Genomic DNA, 18,237 nt, shown 5'->3' on the forward strand with positions numbered 1-18,237 from the left:
GCTAATCTTTTGAAATTTGCTTCATCAAAATAAATACTAAACCCGTTCGCAAATCTATATTAAATTATGTCAACCTGCCTTAAAGGACGCGCTGATTTATTCATCCCCATGACGATGACTTGCGAGGACAGGGATATTCAGTTCATTAAAATAGGGAAGTGCGATGCAGCGGAGTTTCAGTGTTCTGAAGTATTGGGCAGTGACTGAAACAGTTTCTGAGAAAGATGAATGCAACAATGGGGCGTATTACTTGCGGTACTCAAGCCGTACCATCCAACAAAAACCGGGAATAATGGATTGACTGGCGACAATTGATTTAAAATTAATCAGGTACACTGAATATCGAGTTAAAAATTGAGTTGTTCCATGGGTACTGGACTTCTAGCATCTGTCCATGTAAATTTCCATTATACAATAATGAAGCATTATTCATCTTGACAAGAATGAAGAAATTTCATAGAGCTAAAACGGAAAACTGCAGCAACAATTGATGGTATGTTTCCTTTCTACTGCCGGATATAAACCATACTTGGTACTTCCCGGCCAGAAATTGATAATTAAAGATATCCATCCTGATAGTTAAAACGGAACCATGTAACTTGGGTCAAACAGGAAAACGGCCTGGCTGTGAACTTCTATCCATGTTTCTGCTATACAGAATCCATTTAAGTCACACATCCGCAGCAGCTTACTCACCAAACTCGCCAACATCCAGAATCACAATATCGAATCCAGATTCAAGACATGTCAAAAATCCTGAATGAACGTGCACAAATTCTGCTTAAAACCCTGGTCGATCGCCATATCAATGAAGGCCAGCCAGTAGGTTCTCGAGCCCTGCTGCAATTTTCCGGGCTGGATGTCAGCACAGCCACCATTCGCAATGTCATGGCGGATCTCGAAGAAATGGGGCTGGTAAGCAGCCCTCACACTTCCGCCGGACGTATTCCAACTGCGCTGGGATACCGCCTGTTCATCGACACACTGATGGTAGTGCAGCCTCTTGACAGCGCCCGGGTGCAGCAACTGGAAAACCAGCTGCAACCTGACAACCCTTCCCGTTTGCTGATGCAGGCATCCAACCTGCTTTCAGAACTCACCCATTTCGCAGGAGTAGTCGCAACACCCAAGCGCGACGCAATCACGGTCAGTCATGTGGAATTTTTACGGTTATCCAGGAAAAGGGTTTTGCTAATTATCGTCATGCCTAACGGCGAAGTGGAAAACCGGGTTCTGCTCACACACAAGGATTATACCCAATCACAACTAACGGAAGCAGGCAACTTCTTAAACCAGCACTATGCAAACTGCCCTTTCCACGATATCCACCAGCGCGTTCTATCCGAATTACACGAGCTGGAAAACGATCTGACCACCCTGATGAGCGCAGCGATCCTGGCTGGCGATGCGGCTATTTCCCAAAAAACGGAAGATTACGTAATCAGTGGGGAACGCAATCTTCTTTATGTAAACGATCTTTCTTCCAACATGCAAAAACTGCGCAGCCTGTTCAATGTGTTCGAACAAAAAACTGAATTGCTGCAACTGCTGGATGTAAGCCGTCAGGCACCCGGGGTGCATATTTTTATCGGCAATGAATCCGGCTTGCCCGGATTGGACGATTGCAGCGTAGTCAGCGCACCATACACTTCCAGCGGAAAAATCATCGGGACACTGGCAGTGGTCGGCCCTAAGCGGATGAACTATGAAAAAGTGGTGCCCATTGTAGACATCACATCCCGGCTGCTCAGCAATGCATTATCACAATTCTAGGATTACAAACCGCTCCAGATATGACAGGATCCTGGTCCAGATATGCCGATCGTCGGCATGTATGGTACTCTTGATAGCAGATCACTGGAAAATGATATGACCTACTTAACTGAGCCGACTTTTTCTCACGGCACACCTGAAAAATGCGCTGTATTACTGCTGAACCTTGGTACGCCCGATGCTCCAACCCCCCAAGCGGTCAAGCCCTATCTACGCGAATTCCTGGGCGACCCAAGAGTAGTGGAAATACCTAGGCTGATCTGGTGGTTTATCCTGAATGGCATTATCCTGAACGTCAGGCCCAAGCAATCGGCAATCAAATATGCCAGTATCTGGATGCCGGAAGGCTCCCCCCTGAAGGTGCACACGGAACGCCAGGCGAATCTGCTGCGGGATCAGCTCAAGGAACGCGCCCCTGACATGCCTGTAGAAGTTCATTACGCGATGCGCTATGGCAACCCGTCCATCCCCAGTGTTTTGCATGAGCTCAAGACCCGGAACTGCCAGCGTATCCTGATCATGCCGATGTATCCTCAATATGCAGCTAGCGCAACAGGCACTGCATTCGATGTCGTATTCAATGAACTGACCAAACAACGCAACATTCCTGCGCTACGTACCGTCAAGCATTTTCACGATCACCCCGGATACATTGCCGCCACCGCGCAAAATATTCGCGACCACTGGACACTGCACGGTCGCCCGGACAAGCTGGTAATGAGTTTTCACGGATTACCCCGTTATACCCTGGACAAGGGGGACCCTTACCACTGCGAGTGTCAGAAGACCGGACGTCTGATTGCCGAAGCCCTGCATCTGGACACAGACCAGTATATCGTGAGCTTCCAGTCGCGTTTTGGCAGGACCGAATGGATACAGCCCTACACCACGGCCGTACTTAAAGAGCTGGGCATGAAAAAGACCAGACGCGTGGATGTGGTTTGCCCGGGATTCGTGGCAGATTGCCTTGAAACCCTGGAAGAAATTGCAATGGAAGGACAGGTCGAGTTCAAACAGGCAGGCGGAGAAGAGTACCACTACATTCCCTGCCTCAACGAACGGCCAGACTGGATGCAGGCATTATCCGGCCTGGTACTGGACAACCTATACGGCTGGCTGGACAACCCACAACCTGCACAGCTGGAGCAGAGCCGTCTGCGGGCCCTGGCAATGGGCGCCAGCCACTAGCCTGGGATCATCACACTGTAGCCCCTTCAAACTGCCGGAATCACTGAACCCGCTTTCCTCGCTAAATCCGGATAAAATGATCCCGGTAATATTTCATTTCATGGATCGATTCATAAATATCCGCAAGCGCTTCATGCTTGCCGTGCTTTTTAATGCCCTGCGCGACCTCCGGCTTCCAGCGTTTGGCAAGCTCCTTGAGCGTGCTGACATCCAGATTGCGGTAATGGAAATAACTTTCCAGCTGCGGCATCCAGCGTGCAAGGAAGCGCCGGTCCTGGCAGATTGAATTACCGCACATCGGTGAAATGCGGGCAGGCACATATTCCCTGAGGAACTCCAGCATCCGGCATTCTACTGCCGCATCGTCCAGGGTGGATGCCTTCACCTTTTCAATCAGACCGGATTTTCCATGGGTTGATTTATTCCAGCTATCCATGCCTTCCAGCACACTATCCGGCTGGTGGACCACCAGTACAGGCGCCTCTGCAACCGTATTCAGGTCACCATCGGTGACAACCAGCGCAACCTCAATGATCCGATCCGTTTCCGGAACCAGGCCGGTCATTTCCATGTCTATCCAGACAAGGTAATTTTGATTTTGTGCCATAATCCGCTTTGATTTCCTGATTAAACCGATAACTTGATAATCTGGCATTCTGCCACAGACATCCGGAAAAAAACCATTATCCGGCGCCAGCACAAATTCAAATTATATCCTACTGATTGCATATAATAAATTCAGACAAATGACCCCGAACCATTTTTCAGCAATATTCATTGGCCTGCTGCTGCTCACAACGATCATCCAAATCTGGCTGGCCCGGCGTCATCTTGCATACATCCAGGCGCATCGCGCCGAGGTTCCGACAGCTTTCCGCAACCAGATCAGCCTTGCAGCCCATCAAAAAGCAGCAGATTACACCAGCGCCAAGACTTGGCTCGCCATACTGCATGCGCCAGCCAATTCGCTGCTGCTGCTTTTATTTACCCTTGGCGGAGGAATACAGAAAATTGCAGATTTATGGTTGACAATCTTTTCCAACCCTGTTATACATGGATCAGCGGTAATCCTGACGGTACTGCTTTTTTCTTCACTGCTTGAAATGCCGTTTAGCCTGTACCGCACGTTCAGGATTGAAGCGCAATATGGCTTCAATAAAATGACGCTGACCATGTATCTGGCTGACGCCGCCAAGGGCCTGCTGCTTGGTGCCCTATTCGGACTGCCACTACTATTCGGAGTGTTATGGCTGATGGAACGCATGGGCACAAACTGGTGGCTGTATGTATGGGGGGTATGGGTTACATTTAACCTGCTGTTGCTTTTCATCTACCCATCCTTCATCGCACCCCTGTTCAACAAGTTTGTTCCGTTGCAAGATGACACCCTCAGGACACGCATTCATGCCTTGCTGCAGAAATGTGGATATACCATATCGGGATTGTTTGTTATGGATGGCTCCAGGCGAAGTTCACATGGAAACGCATACTTCACCGGTTTTGGAAAAACCAAGCGAATCGTATTCTTCGACACTCTTCTGCAACGTCTTGCCCCGGAACAGGTAGAAGCGGTTCTGGCACACGAATTGGGACATTTCAAGCGGCATCACGTATTGAAACGGATCGCACTCACCTTTACCCTGAGCTTGGGGTTTTTATGGCTGCTTGCCCAGCTAATCGGTGAAAACTGGTTTTATGCCGGACTGGGCATTACCACACAATCCACCGCGCTGGCGTTATTACTGTTTTTTATGATCATGCCAGTATTCAGCTTCATGCTGCATCCTGTGATGAGTTACTACTCGCGCAAACAAGAGTTTGAGGCAGATGCCTATGCAGCACAGAAAACCAATTCTCAAGACCTGGTAGATGCCTTGGTCAATCTGTATCAGGATAATGCCGCAACGCTGACTCCGGATCCGCTATATTCCACTTTTTACGACTCCCACCCACCGGCATTAATGCGTATCGCTCATCTAAAAACTTTACAAGGAGCCTAATCATGAAAAAAATTATTGCAGGAATGCTTCTGTTATATTGCGGTATTGCCAATGCTGACCCATTTGCAGGCGGCAAACCAGAGAATGGTAAAAAATTATTCGACCAGTACCAGTGCAACAGTTGCCACAATGGAAAAATGGGAGGAGATGGAAATGCAATTTTCACGCGTCCTGACCGCAAGGTAGCCAACCCCCAACAGCTGGCAAACCAGATAACCGTATGCGCGCGTAATGCGCGGGTAAAGCTTACCGCACAAGAAAAACTCGACGTCGCTGCTTATCTGAACAAAAGTTTTTACAAGTTTAAATAGACGCTTATGGAATCTGTCTGCGACCTGACCAGCAAACGATGCGTACCTTGCGAAGGAGGTACGCATCCGTTATCCCAGGATGAAATTGACGCCTTGCTAAAAAATCTGAATGGCTGGATGCATGCCAACCACTGTATTGCCAAAGATTTCCAGTTCACGGATTATTACCAAACCATGGCTTTCGTAAACGCTGTAGCTTGGATTTCGCACCGTGAAAATCATCACCCTGACCTGACTGTACGCTACAACCAGTGCCGCGTGGAATATTGTACGCATGCAATTAACGCCCTGTCGGAAAACGACTTCATCTGCGCAGCCAAGGTGGATGCCTTGCTAATGATTTGAAATCCCTGATCCAAGGACAAATCGTTGCCACTTTCCGCCGTCAGTATCTGGCGGAGCTATCTGATGGGAGACTGCTGACCTGTCTGACACGCAGCAGAAAGAATGAAAACGCTTGCGGCGATATTGTAGAAATTCATCGTATCAATGAGCTGCAGGGAGTAATCGAATGCACTCTCCCGCGGCATACGCTGCTATACAGGTCCGATTCTCGTCGCCAGAAACTGATTGCGGCTAACATCTCGCAAATTGTTGTGGTTTTGGCAAGCATGCCCCCCTTCAGCGATGAGCTGCTGGCGCGTTGCCTGATCGCTGCGCATGACCAGAAACTTGAAACGCTCATTGTATTCAATAAATGCGACTTGCATCAGGCCGCCCAGGCTGCGCGCGCCCAGCTGGATCCTTACCGGGCGATTGGCTATCGAATCCTGGAGCTAGCCGCCCGGGAAAACCCTGCTCCTCTGCTTCCTTTCCTGGAAGGGCACACCAGTATTCTGGTAGGGCAATCCGGGATGGGAAAATCCACCATCATCAATCAACTCATCCCCGGCGCGCAGGCAGCCACAAATGAAATTTCTTCCGCCCTGAATTCAGGCAAACACACCACTACCCATTCCCGCCTGTATCACCTGAATCCCCATAGCCATCTAATTGATTGCCCCGGTATACAGGCATTCGGATTGCACCATCTGGATTTTGACGCTATCGAAGCTGGATTTGTGGAATTTGCAGCCTACCAAGGCCAGTGCCACTTTCATAACTGCCGCCATATGCATGAACCAAACTGCGCACTAAAGAAAACCGAACAGGAAGGGAAAATCCATGCCAGGAGATTAAAATTATTTCAGGAAATCAGCCAAAGCCGGATGTGACCTGCGTTTGAAATTTCGGGCCATTCAGAACTTGACCAGCGTTGCGAGCCCAAACAGCAGCAGCAGTGCAAACCAGAATACCAGCGCACGCCACACCAGACCAACTGTGCTTTGCATGAAATCCACGTCCGCATCCTCCCCTATGCCCAGCTCAGGCCTGTCCTGCGGCAAGCCAGCCTGCAGGATGGGCAAACCCAGGCGCACGCCGATTGCTCCTGCAGCACTGGCCAGCACTACGCCAGCAACCGGATCTGGCCAACTTTGCGACTGCGTGCGCCAGCAATACAATGTATCTTCAAAATCGCCAACGATCGCAAAAATCATTGCGGTAACCCTCATAGGCAGCCATTCTACCCAGCGGTAAGCCTGGCGCGCAAACACACCCAAGTCACCCGGGTCTTCATGATCCCACAGCTGGTCAATAAAATGCGCCATCCGGTACAGTACGGCTCCTGCAGGCCCCAGCCCAAGAAACATCGAAACCACAAACCACGTGATCACACCAAACAGGTAACGATGTGCGGCAAGCAATCCCTCTTCGATCGTAACGCGCGCAACTTCTTCGTGCTTGAGCTCATGGCAGGAGGACGCACGCCACGCAGACAGCAGATTGCGCGCCTTGTCCAGGTCATGATCGCGCAGTGCCTGGTGAATATCCGTATAACTGCGGATGAACTGACGAAAACCCAGCGTGAAATACAGGACCAGCACATTGAATAACAGGGCAAATACCGGATGGACCCAATACATCAGCCAGTACAGGGAAACCGTCCCGATCAACGGTAACAGGATTGCAACCAGCCATGCAATCCTGCCATGTTTCAGATGACCGGCATGCAAGTAGCGGTGGAAAAAATCGACATAACGCCCGAGCGCTGCATGCAGATTCCTGCGCAAGGCCAGCGGATGCAACTGCTCCAGCAGCAAAGCGAAGATCAGGGATAACAGGCTCATGGCAGCTTGAAAGGCATGGTTTATATGTTATACACGATACAACACCCAATTTATGCGGAAAACCTACGGCACCCCCATTTACTGAAAACCCCACGCAAGCAGAAAGCTCCGGATCATGCCGCCTGTTCCCACGGACACTGCCTGCGCCCGTTCACACAGGCATAGCACAGAACCAGCAAATCAAACCATCATTCCGGCTGCAACCGTATTATTCGTCGCCTCATCGATCACAATGAAACTCCCGGTGCTCCGGTTATTGCCGTAACTGTCCAGCACCAGCGGTTGCTGCACCTTCATTGCCACGCGGGCAATATCATTCATCTGGAGCGTCACAGTGTCTTGCTGCTCCAGGGTGTTCACATCCACGCGGTAATCCAGCCGCGCAAACAGGCATTTCACTACACGAGTGGTATGCTTGATAAAATATTTCCGGTTCAAGTCCAGCGGAGCCTCAGACAGCCAGCACAGCATCGCCTCAAATTCCTTGGCAACCCGTGGCATTCTGGCCGGCTTCACGAACATGTCGCCGCGCGAAATATCGATTTCATCTGTCAAAGTCAGCGTAACGGATTTTGGCGCGCCGGCATGCTGCAGGTTACCATCATACGTAACAATTTCCTTTACCCGGGAAGTGCGGCCCGAAGGTAGAATCACAATTTCATCCCCGGGTGCAATTTCCCCGGATTCAATCCGTCCCATATAACCACGAAAATCATGGTGCTCTGACGTCATTGGGCGGCATACCCACTGCACCGGATAGCGAAAATCGGTTGTATTGATATCGTGATCGATCATCACGTTCTCCAGCAGTTCCAGCAGCGGATTACCCTGATACCAAGCCAGGTTTTCCCCTCGCTCCACCACCATATCACCATTCAATGCCGAAATCGGTATGCAAGTCAACTCATGTGCCCCCAACTGTGCGGCAAAAGCACGATATTCCGCGCAAATGGCTTCGAAAGTCTCCTGCGCATAACCTACCATGTCCATTTTATTTACAGCCAGCACGATATGCGGAACCCCCAGCAATGTGGCAATAAATGTATGGCGGCGGGTCTGTGTCAGAACCCCCTTGCGGGCATCCACCAGAATAATGGCGAGATTCGCGGTACTGGCAGCCGTGACCATATTACGGGTGTACTGCTCATGACCGGGCGTGTCTCCGATAATAAATTTTCGCCGGGGCGTGGCAAAATACCGGTATGCTACATCAATGGTAATCCCCTGTTCACGCTCTGCCTGCAAGCCGTCCGTCAGCAGGGACAAATCTACTGCTCCCGTGCCACCTCGCCTCTCACTGGTTCTGGCGATGGCAGAAAGCTGATCCTCGAAAATCGACTTGGAATCGTGCAGCAAACGGCCGATCAGCGTACTCTTTCCATCGTCAACGCTGCCCGCTGTGATAAAACGCAATAACTGTTTCGTATGACTCATAATTAAAAATAACCTTCCTTCTTGCGCAGTTCCATAGAAGCCTCGGAAGTCTGATCATCCATACGCGTTGCACCGCGCTCGGTAATGCGCGTAATGGCGGTTTCTTCGATAATTTCCTGCACATTGCGCGCGTGCGACTCCACCGGACAGGTACAGGTCATATCTCCCACCGTGCGGAAACGCACCATCATTTTTTCCACTTTCTCGCCTGATTTTGGTTGCACCAGATGAGACACCGGCAAAATCCCGTTGTCACGGCGAATCACCTCGCGCTCATGCGCATAGTAAATTTCCGGAATATGCAATTTTTCACGTGCGATATATTCCCAGATATCCATTTCTGTCCAGTTGCTGATCGGGAACACCCGGATATTCTCACCAGGATGTACCCGTGTATTATAGATATCCCACAGCTCCGGACGCTGATTCTTCGGATCCCACTGGCCGAACTCGTCCCGAAAAGAGAAAATCCGCTCCTTGGCCCGCGCTTTCTCCTCATCGCGACGCGCACCGCCAATGCAGGCATCAAAACCAAATTCGGCAATGGTCTCCAGCAAGGTTACCGACTGAAAGGCATTGCGTCCCTGGTCCGCATTTTTCAGTACAATTGTCCCCTTGCGGATCGAGTCATCGAGTGAGCGCACGATCAAACGCTCTCCCAGATCGGATGCCAGCTTGTCGCGGCAGGCAATCACTTCCGGGAAGTTATGCTCGGTATCAATGTGCACCAGAGGAAATGGGAAACGGGCCGGACGAAAAGCCTTTTCCGCCAGGCGCAACATGACTATGGAATCCTTGCCACCGGAAAACAGCAGCGCAGGATTCTTGCATTCAGCGGCCACTTCCCGCATGATATGGATTGATTCACTTTCCAGCGCATCCAGATGCGTAACGTGCTGATCACTCATTTCTTCCCTCAACTTCCATATTTACCAATCCTGATCATCCTGTCCCAGGAAACTGACCCCCAACAGGATGGATTCATCCTTGCCTAACAACATCTTCCCAAAAAACAAGCTATGCAGGTTTGCCCGGAACGGCCTTGCTCACATGCAAACCGCATTCCTTGCTTTGCGGGTCTTCCCACCACCAGCGTCCGGAACGGATGTCCTCCCCCGGTGTAATCGCACGGGTACAGGGTGCACAGCCAATACTGGGGTAAAAGCGGTCATGCAGCTGGTTATAGGGCACATCATACTGCCTCAGATACTCCCACACTTCGGCATTGCTCCAGTCAAGCAGCGGATTGAATTTCTGCAATCCATTTTCGCGATCCAGCATCGATAGCTGCAAGGATTCGCGAGAGGGTGCCTGGTCCCGCCGCATGCCCGTAATCCACGCACGCTTCCCTGACAGTGCACGGCGCAGCGGTTCCACCTTGCGAATATGGCAACAAAGCTTGCGCAATTCCACGCTGCCATAAAATCCATTGACCCCATGCCGGGCGACATACTCTTCAATCTGCCCCGCGTCCGGGAACAGGACACGCAGTGGTACCGGATACCGCTCCCGAACCTGCTGCATCAAGTCATACGTTTCTTGCGGCAACCGCCCGGTATCCAGGCTGAACATTTCAATATCAGGCTGGTATTTACCGATCAGGTCGGTCAGCACCATGTCCTCGGCTCCCAGGCTGTTGGCGAACACGACCGGCGCATAATCCCGAGCGGCACTGGCCAGAACCGCACGTACCTGATTTATTTTATCTTGCAGATCAACCATTTGCTGGTCCTGCTGCCCCATCCCGCTTCACCCGACGAAACAGCGGTAATTTCTGATCAAACGATGTCTGATAGGTTTCTGAAAAATCGGTCAGCCCCTTGAGTGCGTCATATATGTTTTTATCCGGTCGCGGTGCGAAAGCATCAAAACCAACGCGCTGCATATAGAACAACTGATCACGCAGCACATCGCCAATGGCGCGCAATTCACCCGTGTAACCAAGACGGGCACGCAAATTATACGCAATCGAATATCCACGGCCATCCGCAAATCTGGGAAAATCCACCGCAATAACGTCAAACCTGTCCAGGTCACCCTTCAGATCCTCAGGCCGCTCATTGCTGGCTAGCCAGACTCCCAGCCCGGAACGGTCCTGCAACCTGGAACGCTGTGCCTGCCACATCCTGAGTGGAACGATGACTTTCCCGGCGGGAACGGAAGCCGATTCTGGCGTTTCATTTTCTTGCAGGCGCAGGATCGTCCAGTCATCACTGACTACCGCTTTGTCTTTAATAATCATTTCTGCTATAACCTCGATTTACGTTGTACCGTATAATGATCCGGTTTCTCCATGAACCCGTAATTGGTTTTATCGACAGAGTCGTCCGCCTCAATCGGAGTTGCATACACCCACTCTTTGAAGGGTTCTACGCCTATTCTGCGAACCGTGTCAATGAACGGCTCCTCTTCCAGGCGTTCACGCAGATACACCTGCAAAATCCGATCGATCACCTCCGGCATCTGCTGGAAATTGAACGACGGACCCAGAATTTTACCGATCGCGGCCTGATTTCCCTGCGCGCCCCCGATGGAAACCTGGTACCACTCTCCTCCATCCTTCTTGTCGACGCCGATGATACCAATATGGCCGACATGGTTATGACCGCATGCGTTCACACACCCGGACATGTTCAATTCAATCTCGCCGATATCATGCAGGAAATCTGCACGGTCGAAACGATCGGAAATCATTTTCGCCAGCGGGATCGACCTGGCGAATGCCAGCGTGCAGAAATCCGCACCGGGGCAGCAGATCATATCCGTCAACAAACCAATATTCGGCGTTGCCAGACCATGCGCAGACGCCTCTTTCCAGAGGCTGACAAGATCGGACTGTTTCACATCGGCCAGGACCAGGTTCTGCTTATGGGTGGCACGCAGTTCGCCAAAGCTATAGCGGTCCGCCATGTCTGCAATCCGGTCCATCTGGTCGGCCGTTACATCTCCGGGAGCCACGCCGGTTTTCTTCAGCGACAACAATACCGCTGCATAGCCAGGCATCTTGTGCGGTCTGACATTACGCTGCATCCAATCGGCAAAAGCCTTGTTCTGCTCTTTGAACAGATCCAGTGCGGGGTCCTTTTCTGCCGAAACCTCATATCCGGGCGGGGCGAAATATTCCGCGACCCGCTTTACCTCTTCCACCGTCAGCGTACCCGGACCACCCTTGATGTCCGCCCAGTCCGCTTCGACCTGACGTCTGAACTCTTCGATTCCGAGTGCCTTTACCAGTATCTTGATACGGGATTTGTACATATTGTCGCGACGACCATACTGGTTATAAACACGCATGATGGACTCAATGTATGTCAGCATATGCTGCCAGGGCACAAAGTCACAGATTTCGCTTCCTATGATCGGAGTACGAGCCGTTCCTCCTCCCACCAGCACACGAAAACCAATCTCGCCCTGCGCATTCCTGATTGCAGACAACCCAATATCATGTACAGCAATCGCTGCGCGGTCTTCTGCAGCGCCGCTTATCGCAATCTTGAATTTGCGCGGCAGATAGGCGAATTCCGGATGGAAAGTACTCCATTGGCGCAATATTTCCGCATAGGGGCGGGGGTCAACAATCTCATCCGGAGCAACCCCTGCAAATTCATCGGATGTAATATTTCGGATACAGTTTCCGGATGTCTGGATGCCGTGCATCTCAACCGACGCCAGGTCGGCCAGAATATCCGGCGTCTCTTCCAGTTTGATCCAGTTAAACTGGATATTCTGGCGCGTAGTGAAATGACCATAGCCGCGGTCGTATTTACGGGCAATATGTGCAAACATGCGCATCTGCTTGGAAGACAACAAACCATAGGGCACGGCAATCCGCAGCATGTAAGCATGGATTTGCATGTACAGCCCGTTTTGCAGCCGCAATGGACGGAATTCATCTTCTGTCAGCTCGCCGGACAAGCGGCGCTGCACCTGATCACGATACTGGGCGACACGCTCATTCACAATCTGCTGATCATACACATCATATTTATACATTTTTAATTTCCTTACAGAAACTACTTATTATAAGCCACGCCAAGCCAAACCCGCCCTCGCTTGCGAATATTTATTGCACTTTTCCGGCCACATGTCTGGAAACCACGTTCAGTGCAGCATCAGCTTGACACCGATAATCGTTAACATGCTCGCCAGAATCGGGCGCAACACCCGGTCAGGAACCTTGACCCCAATGTGACTTCCCAGATAGATCCCAGGCAGCGAGCCCAACAGCAGGCTCCCCAGTAGTCCATAATCCACTGTTCCAAGCACCGCATGCCCCAGTCCGGCAACCAGCGTGAGCGGAACGGCATGGGCAATATCGGTACCGACTATTTTGGACATCGGCGCACGCGGATACAAAAACAGCAGCACCACCACTCCCAAGGCGCCAGCCCCGACCGATGAAATGGTTACCAGCACTCCGAGTACGGCACCGGTCATCACCGTTGCACCGGTCAAATGGTGCGCATGCAGCTCGAAAATCAATCCGTCCTGACGTTTGCCGATTTTTTCCAGATAGGGCTTGAACAGCATGGCTGCCGCAGTCAACAACAAAGCAACGCTCAACACGCTGGTAATGAGCGATTTCAAATGCTTCTCGTCAAGCGCAAGGTAATGAAGCAGAATCATGCTGCATAAAGCGGCAGGAAGACTGCCCACTGCCAGCAGCCTTACCACTTTCCAGTCTACCGTGCCCCGTCGCCCATGTACCCAGCTCCCCCCCATCTTGGTGAGCGCGGCATACAGCAAATCGGTACCCACCGCTGTGGCCGGGGCGACCCCGAACAGCAGCACCAGAACCGGAGTCATCAAAGAACCGCCCCCCACCCCCGTAACGCCTACTACAAAGCCGACCACGAAACCCGAAAATGTATATAGCCAGTCCATCCAAACTCCCTAAAACGGCGCGCATGGTAGCGCACCTCCCTGGCATTATCAAACCACACTCCCGTGGATTTTACTTATAACATTTTGTTCTTACCTTATAATTAAATGTAATAAGCTGGGCAGCGATTGGCGAATGGTCGCTACGTCAGCGCCTGGAAATCCGCATCGCACAAGACGACTGCAGAATGTAATACGGACGGGTCTGTTCCGGAACAAGGCGCTTAAAAGCCTCATGTCGAACCTTCTGTCCCCTGCGGCAACTTCTCCAGCGTCCTGCATGCCGCTGGATATTCTTAAAGCAAGGGTAAATTCTGCAAAATCCCGACCTGTCTTGTGCAAGGTGGATACCTGAACATTCTGCCGGGGCCCCGATGCCTTTCATTCTTGCATGCCGTACCAGGATTCGCCCGGACAAAGCACTGCAGAGATCGAGATAAATCCAGTATCATATGGGGCATGGGAATATTTGCTGACATTACTAGAATCCTGGCCGGAAAAGCTACGATTGGCAAACTTCCCGGCCGGATTCAACCTCCTTGCCGGCACCGCGCAATCAATCTGTCTAATACTTAAGGAAAACAATGCAATACAAAAATACCTCTCCGCGTTTCAAGCCCATGACCAGCATCCTGTTTGGCAGCCGATGGCTGCAACTGCCCCTATATCTTGGGCTAATCGTCGCTCAATGCGTTTATGTATTTCATTTCATGGTCGAGCTAACTCATCTGGTTGAAAAGGTTCCGCACCTGGCTGAAGCCGACATCATGCTGATCGTGCTCGGTTTGATCGACGTAGTCATGATCTCCAATCTACTGATCATGGTAATCGTAGGGGGCTATGAAACTTTTGTTTCACGCCTCGATCTGGAAGGTCACCCGGACGAACCGGACTGGTTATCTCACGTCAATGCCAATCTGCTCAAGATCAAACTGGCCACCGCCATCATCGGCATATCCTCCATCCATCTGCTGAAAACGTTTATCAATGCCCCTAACCTGACCGAAAAAACCATGCTGTGGCAAACGGTCATTCACATGACTTTTGTGGCTTCGGCCGTTGCCATGGCCTACATCGATCGCCTGATGGCACCTTCTCACGGCGACACGCATCCAGCCAGTCAGCACTGACCTGCTCTCCTGCCGTCCTCTGTTGATACAGTGCCGAGGTGCAGTCATTCGTCGGGACCGATGAAACATGACCAAGACCATGCCCCGGAGATAATCGGATGCACGGGCAAGGCTAGACGCCGGGAACCATGCTTCCCGGCGTCTGACATTGGATATCAATTACATATGGGCAGAATCTTAAGAAATGTCCCCATCCCTGCCCTACAGAGCCTCTATGCCGGTCTCCCCTGTGCGGATACGGATGACCTGTTCGATCGTATGGACAAATATCTTTCCGTCTCCAATATTGCCGGTATGTGCGGACTTTTCAATCGCTTCCACCACCGTATCCAGCATCTCCTGCTGAACGGCGACCTCGACCTTAACCTTGGGCAGGAAATCCACCACATATTCCGCACCCCGGTACAGCTCGGTATGTCCTTTTTGCCGACCAAACCCTTTCACTTCCGTCACAGTAATGCCCAGCACGCCAATCGCGGTAAGTGCCTCCCGAACTTCATCGAGCTTGAAAGGCTTGATAATTGCAGTAATCATTTTCATAATCCGGACTCCTGATGTGTGTTTAAAAACTTGAAAACTTTTCGCCCAACCTGCCCCAATCGCCAGAGCGCTTTGCCATAAATCCTCTGCGAACGGCTGTGCCTGAAAAAACCTGGTATATACGAGCCATTGGAGAATCAAAACGGAAGCGTTGCATCGAGCGAAATCAGCAATTGATTCCTTCTGTTATCAAACGGCAAATATGCCCGCCCAAACCCATCCACCGAGTCATAGCGGATATTGGTACGGATATTCAGGTTCTGCATCAAAGTATGCTCCAATTTGAGCTTCTTTGCCGGTTTCCAGTTCATCCCCATGGTAATGTCGAAATAATCGGCGGGTACGCAGGTAGCCTCAAAATTGGCGGCAAAACTGATGTGCACGCTGTTCGTTGCCTGGGCAACCCGAACCGGTGAACAAACGCGAAATCCACTTTTATCACTGAACCATTCTCCACGAACACCCACGGACAAATCGCTTGCCAGCTCATGTTGCAACTGCAGGTCAATCCCATACCATTCAGCATTCCGGTTACCTGCAGGCGTAAAGACTCCACCCGCGTAACCAAAGGTCTGGTGCAAAACCAGTAGCGTTTCAGGAGTAACCTTGTGCTGCACAACCAGACTATAAAAGCCCCACGGCTCATCGCTTCGAGTAGAGGTTTCGCTGTAGGAACCAGTCAGGTTAACCGAGGTTCTCTTACTGTTACTGGTCCAGGTTACCCCGGCCAGCCCTCCCCAGTTGCTCAACTCCTTGTCCATACCCCCATCCCACCCACCAGTTGAGCTGCCAGTAATGACCCCACCCATGAATGACCAGTTTTTATTGGTAGTATAGTTGCCCACCAGACCGGTATGGGTAAACGGCTCCCCGTTACTGAAAGTGTAAGACCGTGTATAGAAAAAATTGTCCGGGGCAGGAACCGTTTCATATCCGGTTGGCGAATAAAAGTGTCCGATCTTTACCGACAGCCCGCTTCCAACCGGCACATAGGTTTCCAGATACGCCTGGGGCAAGGCCATATTGTAAAAACGGCTCCCCTCACAGCAGAGATTCAGATCCCATTTACTCCGCCTTAACGGTTGTCCCGTATTGACATCAAAAGACGGGATTCCGTATGCCTGGGCAAAAATGGCATCGGTACCGAACATGACATCCAAGCGTCCTCCAAAATCCCACGCTTTCCCTTCCTTCGCTATGGGACGCTGGAGATACACATTGAACTGGTTCAGTTGTAGTTCATTTGAGCGGTCGGCAAAAGTAACCGGGCCATTAAATCCATCAATTGGATTGTTCGTATTAAGGGAAATGCCGGCATTCACCCAGCCCCCGGCCTGAATGCCAAATTTCTTGAGCAGAGAGGGAGACTCGTCTGCAGCCATGGCCGCAGGCATGAACAAGGCGCCCAATGTGAAAATAAATGCATTGATATTGTACATGGCTATGCTTTCCAGGATTGAGAAGAAACAAATACCCAATCAACATGAAGCAAATTCCATGCCAATATATTTTTTTAATTAAAACAACAGAGTACAGCAGCTATTCCGGGAGGAACGGGATTTTCGCACAACAGGCACGCATCACTGACGCTGCCATGCACCAAATCAGTGCCTGGAGAGGATGATCCGGGTTTTCTGGCTGCCTCGCTCCAAAACGTCCAAAGCCGGCCGGAATGCACTCAGAATTTACGGGTAGCGGCAAAATCAGCCAATTGAAGCAATATCCTTTTATATTCCGTTTCAGGCAAGCAAGCCAGCGCAGCGCATGCCGCATCGGATTCTTTCTGTGCCTGCCTCCGGGTATATTCCAGGGCTCCGGTTTGCTGGACCACCTGCATGACCGCGGCAAACTCCCCAATACTCCCCTGCTCGATGGCCTGTCTCACCGTGGCAGCCTGAACGGCATCGCCATGCTGCATAGCGTAGATCAAAGGCAAGGTAGGCTTGCCTTCCGACAGGTCATCTCCCAGATTTTTTCCGGTCTCCTGCTCATCGCCTGAATAGTCCAGCACATCATCCACCAGCTGGAATGCAGTTCCCAGATGCATGCCATACTTTGCAACAGCTTCTTCGACACCAGCATCCACCTGCGCCAGAATCGCGCCCAGACGCATTGCGGCCTCGAACAGCTTGGCAGTCTTGCAGTAGATGACGCGCAAATAGCTGGCTGCATCCACACTCGCATCATGACAATTCAGCAATTGCAGCACCTCCCCCTCTGCAATCGTATTGGTGGCATCCGCCAGCGTTTGCATTACCCGCATATTGCTTACTTCCACCATCATCTGAAAAGCACGGGAGTACAAAAAGTCGCCCACCAGCACACTGGCAGCATTTCCGAACAGGGCGCTGGCGGATGCCTGTCCGCGGCGCAATGCAGATTCATCCACCACGTCGTCATGCAGCAGGGTTGCGGTATGGATGAATTCCACCACAGCCGCCAGATCATGATGATGTTCCCCGGTATATCCCAGCGCCTGGGCAGATAACACGACCAGCGCCGGACGCAGCCGTTTGCCGCCATTGTGGATGATATATCCGCTCATCTGATTGATCAGCGCCACCTCCGAATGCAGACGGGTACGGATCACTCTGTCCACTACGGACATGTCCGGGGCAAGAGATTGTTTTATGGCTTCGAACGACACAACGAACCCCCAATTATGGCGACCAGAAAACGCTGGCAATTAAAATTAACAAAAGATCGCGATGGTATGGACTGGATGGATGACATGTCAAGCATGGATACTGCTGGGGTGTCCGTTCGAAAGGAATCGGGTGCCACTCGCCGTCCCTGCCATACAGTCTGTTCC

The 18,237-nt window shown here is 51.3% G+C and carries 18 protein-coding genes; 7 read left to right on the plus strand and 11 right to left on the minus strand.

What is annotated here, in order from left to right:
• Positions 1 to 753 precede the first annotated feature (753 nt).
• Entirely contained in the window at positions 754 to 1,773 is a 1,020-nt protein-coding gene (hrcA, locus tag KJA68_RS03285; protein WP_213035586.1) for a heat-inducible transcriptional repressor HrcA, read from the plus strand.
• Between the two features lie 96 nt (positions 1,774 to 1,869).
• Positions 1,870 to 2,961, plus strand: a complete 1,092-nt coding sequence (gene hemH, locus KJA68_RS03290) for a ferrochelatase (RefSeq protein ID WP_213035510.1) — start codon at positions 1,870 to 1,872, stop codon at positions 2,959 to 2,961.
• Between the two features lie 61 nt (positions 2,962 to 3,022).
• On the opposite strand, the gene orn is transcribed toward hemH, so the two are convergent.
• Positions 3,023 to 3,568 carry an oligoribonuclease gene (orn, locus tag KJA68_RS03295; RefSeq protein WP_213035511.1) on the minus strand — a complete coding sequence of 182 codons (546 nt, stop codon included), beginning with the start codon at positions 3,566 to 3,568 and terminating at the stop codon, positions 3,023 to 3,025.
• A gap of 139 nt (positions 3,569 to 3,707) precedes the next feature.
• On the opposite strand from orn, the gene KJA68_RS03300 reads away from it, so the two are divergent.
• Genes KJA68_RS03300 through rsgA form a run of 4 tightly spaced genes read left to right on the plus strand, consistent with a single transcriptional unit; the run spans position 3,708 to position 6,486 of the window.
• Positions 3,708 to 4,961, plus strand: a complete 1,254-nt coding sequence (locus KJA68_RS03300) for a M48 family metallopeptidase (protein WP_213035512.1) — start codon at positions 3,708 to 3,710, stop codon at positions 4,959 to 4,961.
• Positions 4,962 to 4,963: 2 nt separating this feature from the next.
• A complete protein-coding gene (locus tag KJA68_RS03305; RefSeq protein ID WP_213035513.1) occupies positions 4,964 to 5,272 on the plus strand; it encodes a c-type cytochrome in 309 nt (102 codons plus the stop codon).
• Between the two features lie 6 nt (positions 5,273 to 5,278).
• Positions 5,279 to 5,617 (plus strand): 4a-hydroxytetrahydrobiopterin dehydratase, encoded by a 339-nt coding sequence (locus tag KJA68_RS03310; protein WP_213035514.1) that lies wholly within the window; start codon positions 5,279 to 5,281, stop codon positions 5,615 to 5,617.
• Positions 5,614 to 6,486 (plus strand): ribosome small subunit-dependent GTPase A, encoded by an 873-nt coding sequence (rsgA, locus tag KJA68_RS03315; RefSeq protein ID WP_213035515.1) that lies wholly within the window; start codon positions 5,614 to 5,616, stop codon positions 6,484 to 6,486. Before KJA68_RS03310 ends, rsgA begins: the two co-directional genes overlap by 4 nt.
• Positions 6,487 to 6,510: 24 nt before the next feature.
• On the opposite strand, the gene KJA68_RS03320 is transcribed toward rsgA, so the two are convergent.
• The 7 genes from KJA68_RS03320 to KJA68_RS03350 all read right to left on the minus strand — a co-directional run bounded on the left by KJA68_RS03320 (position 6,511) and on the right by KJA68_RS03350 (position 13,758).
• Complete coding sequence (locus KJA68_RS03320; protein ID WP_213035516.1) at positions 6,511 to 7,440, minus strand: CobD/CbiB family protein; 930 nt, start codon at positions 7,438 to 7,440, stop codon at positions 6,511 to 6,513.
• Positions 7,441 to 7,620: 180 nt separating this feature from the next.
• The gene (cysN, locus tag KJA68_RS03325) at positions 7,621 to 8,874 is read right to left on the minus strand and encodes a sulfate adenylyltransferase subunit CysN (RefSeq protein ID WP_213035517.1); all 1,254 of its coding nucleotides are present in this window, start codon (positions 8,872 to 8,874) and stop codon (positions 7,621 to 7,623) included.
• A 2-nt stretch (positions 8,875 to 8,876) separates the two neighbouring features.
• On the minus strand, positions 8,877 to 9,782 hold the full coding sequence (cysD, locus tag KJA68_RS03330; protein ID WP_213035518.1) for a sulfate adenylyltransferase subunit CysD: 906 nt from the start codon (positions 9,780 to 9,782) through the stop codon (positions 8,877 to 8,879).
• Positions 9,783 to 9,891: 109 nt separating this feature from the next.
• On the minus strand, positions 9,892 to 10,596 hold the full coding sequence (locus tag KJA68_RS03335; RefSeq protein ID WP_213035519.1) for a phosphoadenylyl-sulfate reductase: 705 nt from the start codon (positions 10,594 to 10,596) through the stop codon (positions 9,892 to 9,894).
• Positions 10,589 to 11,116, minus strand: coding sequence for a DUF934 domain-containing protein (locus tag KJA68_RS03340; RefSeq protein ID WP_213035520.1), 528 nt, complete (start codon positions 11,114 to 11,116; stop codon positions 10,589 to 10,591). Before KJA68_RS03340 ends, KJA68_RS03335 begins: the two co-directional genes overlap by 8 nt.
• 5 nt (positions 11,117 to 11,121) lie before the next feature.
• Positions 11,122 to 12,867, minus strand: a complete 1,746-nt coding sequence (locus KJA68_RS03345) for a nitrite/sulfite reductase (protein WP_213035521.1) — start codon at positions 12,865 to 12,867, stop codon at positions 11,122 to 11,124.
• Between the two features lie 108 nt (positions 12,868 to 12,975).
• Entirely contained in the window at positions 12,976 to 13,758 is a 783-nt protein-coding gene (locus KJA68_RS03350) for a sulfite exporter TauE/SafE family protein (protein ID WP_213035522.1), read from the minus strand.
• A gap of 581 nt (positions 13,759 to 14,339) precedes the next feature.
• Here KJA68_RS03350 and KJA68_RS03355 point away from each other — a divergent pair.
• The gene (locus tag KJA68_RS03355; RefSeq protein WP_213035523.1) at positions 14,340 to 14,885 is read left to right on the plus strand and encodes a TIGR00645 family protein; all 546 of its coding nucleotides are present in this window, start codon (positions 14,340 to 14,342) and stop codon (positions 14,883 to 14,885) included.
• Positions 14,886 to 15,086: 201 nt separating this feature from the next.
• Here KJA68_RS03355 and KJA68_RS03360 read toward each other — a convergent pair whose 3' ends face one another.
• From KJA68_RS03360 to ispB, 3 genes are all read right to left on the minus strand, one after another.
• Positions 15,087 to 15,425, minus strand: coding sequence for a P-II family nitrogen regulator (locus tag KJA68_RS03360; RefSeq protein WP_213035524.1), 339 nt, complete (start codon positions 15,423 to 15,425; stop codon positions 15,087 to 15,089).
• A 137-nt stretch (positions 15,426 to 15,562) separates the two neighbouring features.
• A complete protein-coding gene (locus KJA68_RS03365) occupies positions 15,563 to 16,864 on the minus strand; it encodes a porin (RefSeq protein WP_213035525.1) in 1,302 nt (433 codons plus the stop codon).
• A gap of 239 nt (positions 16,865 to 17,103) precedes the next feature.
• Complete coding sequence (ispB, locus tag KJA68_RS03370; RefSeq protein ID WP_213035526.1) at positions 17,104 to 18,072, minus strand: octaprenyl diphosphate synthase; 969 nt, start codon at positions 18,070 to 18,072, stop codon at positions 17,104 to 17,106.
• Positions 18,073 to 18,237 lie beyond the last annotated feature (165 nt).

Source organism: Candidatus Nitrotoga fabula, from assembly GCF_905221025.1.
In the GTDB taxonomy this organism is placed as follows: Bacteria; Pseudomonadota; Gammaproteobacteria; order Burkholderiales; family Gallionellaceae; genus Nitrotoga; species Nitrotoga fabula.